The sequence below is a fragment of the Mycobacterium sp. genome (assembly GCF_036488105.1).
GTDB lineage: Bacteria > Actinomycetota > Actinomycetes > Mycobacteriales > Mycobacteriaceae > Mycobacterium.
Genome location: NZ_DASXHW010000148.1, coordinates 1 through 5,874, shown reverse-complemented (window position 1 = coordinate 5,874; position 5,874 = coordinate 1). Strand labels below are relative to the sequence as shown.

Annotated in this window: 8 protein-coding genes; 3 read left to right on the top strand and 5 right to left on the bottom strand. The window is 65.8% G+C overall.

The window, feature by feature from the left end; translation table 11 throughout:
• The 3 genes from VGH54_RS07765 to VGH54_RS07755 all read right to left on the bottom strand — a co-directional run.
• Positions 1-503, bottom strand: a 503-nt coding sequence (locus VGH54_RS07765; RefSeq protein WP_331511355.1) for a DUF302 domain-containing protein, incomplete at its 3' end; no start/stop codon positions are given.
• The gene (locus VGH54_RS07760; RefSeq protein WP_331511354.1) at positions 500-694 is read right to left on the bottom strand and encodes a hypothetical protein; all 195 of its coding nucleotides are present in this window, start codon (positions 692-694) and stop codon (positions 500-502) included. The genes VGH54_RS07760 and VGH54_RS07765, both read right to left, overlap by 4 nt.
• A gap of 49 nt (positions 695-743) precedes the next feature.
• Complete coding sequence (locus VGH54_RS07755) at positions 744-1,295, bottom strand: carbonic anhydrase (protein ID WP_331511353.1); 552 nt, start codon at positions 1,293-1,295, stop codon at positions 744-746.
• 81 nt (positions 1,296-1,376) lie between these two features.
• On the opposite strand from VGH54_RS07755, the gene VGH54_RS07750 reads away from it, so the two are divergent.
• A complete protein-coding gene (locus tag VGH54_RS07750) occupies positions 1,377-2,048 on the top strand; it encodes a TetR/AcrR family transcriptional regulator (protein ID WP_331511352.1) in 672 nt (223 codons plus the stop codon).
• A gap of 225 nt (positions 2,049-2,273) precedes the next feature.
• Here the strand turns inward: VGH54_RS07750 and VGH54_RS07745 are convergent, their stop codons facing one another.
• Together VGH54_RS07745 and VGH54_RS07740 are read right to left on the bottom strand one after the other, a co-directional pair.
• Positions 2,274-3,455 carry a PrsW family intramembrane metalloprotease gene (locus VGH54_RS07745; RefSeq protein WP_331511351.1) on the bottom strand — a complete coding sequence of 394 codons (1,182 nt, stop codon included), beginning with the start codon at positions 3,453-3,455 and terminating at the stop codon, positions 2,274-2,276.
• Positions 3,452-4,102: a hypothetical protein gene (locus tag VGH54_RS07740; RefSeq protein ID WP_331511350.1), complete on the bottom strand. Its 651-nt coding sequence runs from the start codon at positions 4,100-4,102 to the stop codon at positions 3,452-3,454. The genes VGH54_RS07745 and VGH54_RS07740 overlap by 4 nt, the downstream gene beginning before the upstream one ends.
• Positions 4,103-4,268: 166 nt before the next feature.
• Between VGH54_RS07740 and VGH54_RS07735 the strand changes: the two genes are divergently transcribed.
• On the top strand, positions 4,269-4,703 hold the full coding sequence (locus tag VGH54_RS07735) for a DUF4267 domain-containing protein (RefSeq protein WP_331511349.1): 435 nt from the start codon (positions 4,269-4,271) through the stop codon (positions 4,701-4,703).
• Between the two features lie 185 nt (positions 4,704-4,888).
• A complete protein-coding gene (locus VGH54_RS07730) occupies positions 4,889-5,860 on the top strand; it encodes a zinc-binding alcohol dehydrogenase family protein (protein WP_331511348.1) in 972 nt (323 codons plus the stop codon).
• Positions 5,861-5,874 lie beyond the last annotated feature (14 nt).

Below are 5,874 nucleotides of genomic sequence, written 5' to 3'. Positions count from 1 at the left end.
AGCGACAGCAGCTCGGCGAGCTTGGCATCGAGCAGGCGGCCCACCTCGGTGATGCGGGAATGGCCAAAGCTGGCGAACCGCGTCGAAGGTTGGTCGATGCTGAAATGGGTTGCGCCGGCTGAATCCTCATAGATCGCGGTGCGCAGGGGGGCATAGAGCATGACCGCCGGATCGTGGCGATACATCGTCTCCACGACCACGTTGTTGCCCATCATGTAGGTCATCACTCGGGTCTTGTGCCCCAGTAGCCGCATCATCGGTGTCGGGTCCAAGGACCAAAACCGGGCAAACGTGTGCGGTGTGTGTTCGGCGGTGTAGCGCACCACTTCGTCCAGGTCGCCTTTTTCCAGCAGGGCCCTCAGTTCATCTGACCCGATATCGGGAACAAGTGTCTCGTAGCGCCGGCACAGATCGTCGAAGCCGCTATCGGAGTCGATCACCAGGCGATTGACCTGGTGGGCGACGATGCCGGTGCCGGCGGGGCCGGCGACAGACGGCGTCACGAATCCCTCCCATATTTGGCGTCCTGGTTGGTGAGTGCGACGATGCTGCGCCACAGCGCTTTCGGGTTGGCATAAGCCGGGAAACGTTGCAGCATCAGGTCGAAGAACTCCTCCCGGCTGTGGCGTTGCCGGTCAGTAGGGTCGCGAAGGTCGTGATGTAGTCGCGGGTGCGCTGGACTGGTGTCGGGCATAGCAGGTTCCTCTGGTTGTGTGTCAATTTGGGGGTGCTGGTCCGTGCGGCTACTGGGTAGCGGGCTGGCGGGCGTCGACGACGGTGCTGACGCGTCCGGTGTCGGGGTCATAGACGTGGCCGGAGACTCTCATGGTGGCAGGCAGCAGCGGAGAGGACAGCAGGCGTTCGACGTCGGCGGTGACGGTGGTCGCCGGGTCGGCGACCGCGGAGGCCTGCAGGCTGTCTTCGTCGACCCCGGTGACCTGGCTGGCCTCGCGGCGGAAGTCGGGGTCGTCCAGAAAGCCGGTGCCGCATTGGGTGTGGTGAATGACCGCGACCTCGACGCCGGCATCCCCGGTGAGGGTGCCGCCGGCCAGCCGCCGGCCCAGGTAGGCCAGGTAGGCGATTTCTTCGATGACGGCCTGGGTGACGCGTCCCCCGGCGTTGCGCAACACGGGGGCATCGCCGAGCTGGAGTCCCAGGACGATCGCCGGGTCGACGCGGTGGTCTAGACAGGTGATGACGATCACCTGCGCGGCGGGCACACCCAACGGCACCGGGGTGAAGGTCTGGGCGAACTGCTCGTTGTACTCGAGCAGCGGGGTCATGCGGCTGGTCATGGTGGTTCTCCCTACACACGGGTGCGACAGTAGTGGACGACGTCCACTCTTATGTGGACAGCGTCCACTATATTGCACTAGGTGGACGCTGTCCACTACTTTGTGGTGATGGTGAAGACATCGGCGGATGCGGTGACCGAGGCGGGTCGGCGGCGCCCACGAGGTGCAGTTCGCGACGGCCTGCTCGGCGCGGGCGTCGAGCAGGCGCGCGCCGGCGGCCCGGGCGCGGTAGTGCTGCGGGAAGCCGCACGGATGGTCGGGGTGGTGCCCAACGCCGCCTATCGGCACTTCGCCGATCGTGACGAGCTGCTAGCGGCGGTGTGCGCGGAGGCCTTGGGCGAGCTAGCCGCCCGCATGGCCGCTGACGCGGCCCGGGTGCGCGGTGCCTACGGCGATGCCGGTGCGGCGCGCCGTCGCATGCGCGCGATCTTCCGGGCGTATCTGGAATTCGCCCATGCCGAACCGGGGTTGTTCGCCACCGCGTTCTCCATGCCCCATCAGCACGCCTACCGGGAGGTGCAGGCAGGAAAGGCCCCTTTGCCGTTGGATCAGCTGCGCGTCGTGCTCGACGAACTTGTCGACGCCGGCGTGCTCGACCCGGCCCGCCGCGCCGGGATCGAATACCCCATCTGGTCCACGGTGCACGGGCTGGCAGTGCTCTCCGAGCAGGGTCCACTGCGTGAGGTCCCCGACGCGGCCCGGCGTCGTCTGGAGGAATCCACCCGCGCATTCATCGAATGGGGCCTGGCGTGACCTAACCGCGACCCTTGTACAACCGGACGCCGCAAGAGCATCCCGGCGGTATAACGGCAGCTCGGACACGCGATCCTTTCAGCTCCTCGTCGCGGCGTGCCAATGAATTCAGGCGCGCCACATCCCTGCTGCGGTCCGGGTCCGACGGGTTGCGGCGTGCTCCATTGCGCCCTGATCCACGCGTTGTTGGAACGGGCTCGGTCCACTGAGCGGACCGAGGTCGCGTCACCACGGCGACGGCAGGCCCGCGCGAATCCGGGCGACCTCGGAGCGGGCAAAGCGCACCCGGTCGGTGTCGGCACCGCGCGCCGCAGCTAACTCGTCGGCGAGCGCATAGGCGGCGTTGAGGATGTAGCGGGCACGCCGGCGTTCCTGACGGTTGCGACCCGCTTTGCGGTAAGCCTTGCGGGCCTTGCGGTTACCGGCCATCGCATCCAGTTCGATCGGGCTGATCACGTTACGGGCCTGCTCGGGCGCCATGACGTCGCGGACGAAGTCGCGTTCCCTGGCGACGGTCAGCTTGTAAACCCGGGCAACGATAATCAGCGCGACAACGATCGTTCCGATCAACAGTCCGATCAACATCAGCGCATTCTGCCCGGCGATGGTGCCCACCGAGTCCCAGGTCCCGTGCAGCAGCATCGGTATCGCGATCAGGAGCAGGCCCCGCCCAATTCTGCGGGGTTCAGCGGGCCGGCCGAAAAGGTAGACGACACCGGCGCAGAAGATTGCGCTGTAGAGGATATGAGCGGCCACCCCGGTGAGCATGCGAAGGATGATGGTGCCAACCGAGGCCCCAATTTGGTTGGCGCCGAACTGGGTTCCGGCCGAGGTCATCGCGTAGGTGATGTCCTCGACAATTTGGAAGCCCAGGCCGATGAACGCGCCCAGGATGAACCCGTCGAAAGCGGTCCGTATATGTCGCTGCGCCAACGCGACGAGCAGTAGCAGGCCCGAACCCTTGGCCAGTTCCTCGGTGAACGGGGCGGCAAGCCCGGCGCCCCAGTTGAGCGCCCACACCTGCCCGAAAGTCTTTCCGTACAGGGCGAGTATCGCGTCGTTGGCGTTGGCGGCCATCGCCCCGGTTGCGGCGAAGCCGCCCCATACGAACGCGACGACCATCAGCTTGTGGGGGAGTTTCGCGTAGTGGTCGATGCGGTCGGTGAACCACCAGAACAGCGCGGCGTAGATGGCAAATGACGTGACCGCCAGTCCGATCGCTTCGCCGTATGCGTTGTACTCGCGCGCGAGTGTGGAAAAGAAGTTAAGGATCCCGATTCCGACCAGCGCCAGGTATCCCCAGAATGCGAAGTTGCGCGGTTGGTAAAAGACGAACCGCCTGCCCCAGCCGGAAAGGTCGAGCGCCTCATCGCGCGCGCGATCGAGTTCGGTCAGTGTTGCCGTCATCGCTTTTCCTGTCCGGATTGGCTGATGCTGCCGATCATCCGCGACACCGCGGCGCTGGGCTCGGCCCCGGCGTCGGTCGGTCCGGTCGCGACGGCTTTGACTCCTCGGTCGCCGAATACAAAAGCGGCGATCAGCCCGCCGGTGTGCGGTCCGGTGACTCGAACTGTCGCGCCTTGCTTGCCCGCTGCGGTGACGATCGTGGCGGGCGCGCCGGTGATATGGACTCCGCGCCCCTGGTTGAGCGCATCGGTGGTGGCCTCGATCTGATCGAGCAGTTGGTAGGCGTCGCCGTGGAACGGCCCGGTGCGGACGGTGAACTTCAGCGCTCCGTGCTCGATGGTCGCTGCCGCGGGGTACTGACCGGATATCGGGCGGTGGCCCTCGCGGACACCAGAGGTGATGCCCCAGCCGGCTTCCGGAACGAACGTCACGTTGCCCTCGAGCTCCAAGACGTCGCCGGCTCTGACGATGTCGTGATACGGCACCGCCGCATTGATCACCGGCAACACCACCGACATGATGAATACCAACACGAAAACCGCCAGCGTCGGGCGCAGGGTGCGTCGGTCCAAACCGAACCTTCGCTCATCGGCCGGCACCCAGCCGTCGTCAGGTTCGAATCTTGGTGCTGAGGCTGCCGAAGACACCTCGGCTCCTGGATCCGACATATCCGCCCAACCCTCCTACCCGCTGCGACAACGCCTGTGTGGCGCCGCAGTGAGAGTAGCGAGGGGTGAGATAGCCGGCATCAACAATGGCCACATCCGCGGCTTTGGCTCCCGCTCGACCGATCACCTCCTAGGCTGGGATTTCATGACAATCGACCGTATGGCGCTGGCCGCGGGCGGCATCCGACTTGCCTCGGGCATCTCGTTTCTCGTCGACCCTCTGCGCGCGAACCGGCTCTGGGGCGATCCGGACAAGCCCACGCCGACCGCGCAACTACTGCTGCGGTCGATGGGTTACCGCGACGCGTTGATCGGGGGGTTGCTGGCAGCGGCGGCGCTGCGCGGCAAGAACACTCGCGGCTGGTTCTTGGCTTCGGCGGGCGCCGACGCCGCCGACCTGCTCGGCGGAATGAGCGTGCATCGCGAGATGAAGCGCGCTCAGCAGCTGATTGGCCTGGGCGGCGCAGTCATCGGAGTCGGTACCGGGCTGTGGGGCGCGGTGAAGCGGACTGTCGGCTCGGCCGAGAGTCTCTACCCGGCAGAGCTCCGTGAACGTGTGCTCGCTGCCGAGTCACGCTGAGGGCCGACGTGGCCGATCAGGGTGTCGATCAGCGCATTGATCGCGGGGCTGGCGTGTTGGGACGCCGCGTAGGCGATTGAAAAGGTCCACGTGAGTTGATTTTTCTTCGTTGGACGCGATGACTGATCCGGGTGTTGGCTAGACGGTGTAGCCGGCAGAACATCAGCTCTAGGAGGAACGGACTCATGCGGGCCTTGCGTTTTACCGAATTCGGCGACCCCGGTGTGTTGCACGTGACGGACCTACCGGATCTGACTGCAACGGCACATGAAGCGGTGATCCGGGTGACGGCGGCGTCGGTCAACCCATCCGACGTGAAAAACGTTGCCGGCGCCATGGATTGGACGGTGTTGCCGCGCACGCCCGGGCGTGATTTCGCCGGCGTGGTGATCAGTGGGCCACCCGACTGGGAGGGTGTTGGCATCTGGGGCACCGGGGGAGACACCGGGTTCACCCGAGACGGTTCCCACGCGGAATTGATGTCAGTGCCGGTGGAAGCGCTGGTGCGCAAACCCGAACGGCTCAGCTTCGACGAGGCTTCGACCGTCGGGGTCAACTTCGTCGTCGCTTGGTACGGGGCGGTGGAAACGGCGCAACTTGCGGCCGGCGAAACCATCGCGGTCTTCGGGGTTTCTGGCGGCGTGGGGGGAGCGGTGGCGCAAATCGCTCATGCGCTCGGGGCCAACGTGATTGGTGTGGACCGTCGCGAACCCGGAAGCGCTACTCCGGTTGCGGCCGTCATCGATCAATTCATCACGTTCGACCCCACCGCAGACGTCGGCGCCGAGATCAAGCGGCTCACCGCCGGCACCGGCGTCGACGTGGTGTACGACGCCGTCGGTGGCGTGACCACACCGGCCGCGCTGGCTGCGTTGGCTCGGCGAGGCAGGCTGGTGGTGATCAGCGTCGTCGGTTCGCGTGCGGTCCAAATCGATCTATTGGACCTGTACCGCAACGAAACTCGCATCTACGGCGTCGACAGCACAAAGCTCACTGTCGTCGACTCTGCACGTCGCCTGCAGCAGATGGCGCCCTACTTCGAATCCGGCGAGTTCCGACCCCTTCCGATCGCTGCCACCTATTCGCTCGACGATGCGGCCGCGGCATATAAGGCGGTCGCCGACCACACGGCCGGCCGCGTCGTCATCCGGCCCTGACCAAGAGAGGCAAG

What these genes read in the sequence shown, in the direction of transcription:
- VGH54_RS07760 (WP_331511354.1), bottom strand. Translation starts at nt 694, where the DNA reads ATGCCCGACACCAGTCCAGCGCACCCGCGACTACATCACGACCTTCGC.
- VGH54_RS07755 (WP_331511353.1), bottom strand. Translation starts at nt 1,295, where the DNA reads ATGACCAGCCGCATGACCCCGCTGCTCGAGTACAACGAGCAGTTCGCC.
- VGH54_RS07745 (WP_331511351.1), bottom strand. Translation starts at nt 3,455, where the DNA reads ATGACGGCAACACTGACCGAACTCGATCGCGCGCGCGATGAGGCGCTC.
- VGH54_RS07735 (WP_331511349.1), top strand. Translation starts at nt 4,269, where the DNA reads ATGACAATCGACCGTATGGCGCTGGCCGCGGGCGGCATCCGACTTGCC.
- VGH54_RS07730 (WP_331511348.1), top strand. Translation starts at nt 4,889, where the DNA reads ATGCGGGCCTTGCGTTTTACCGAATTCGGCGACCCCGGTGTGTTGCAC.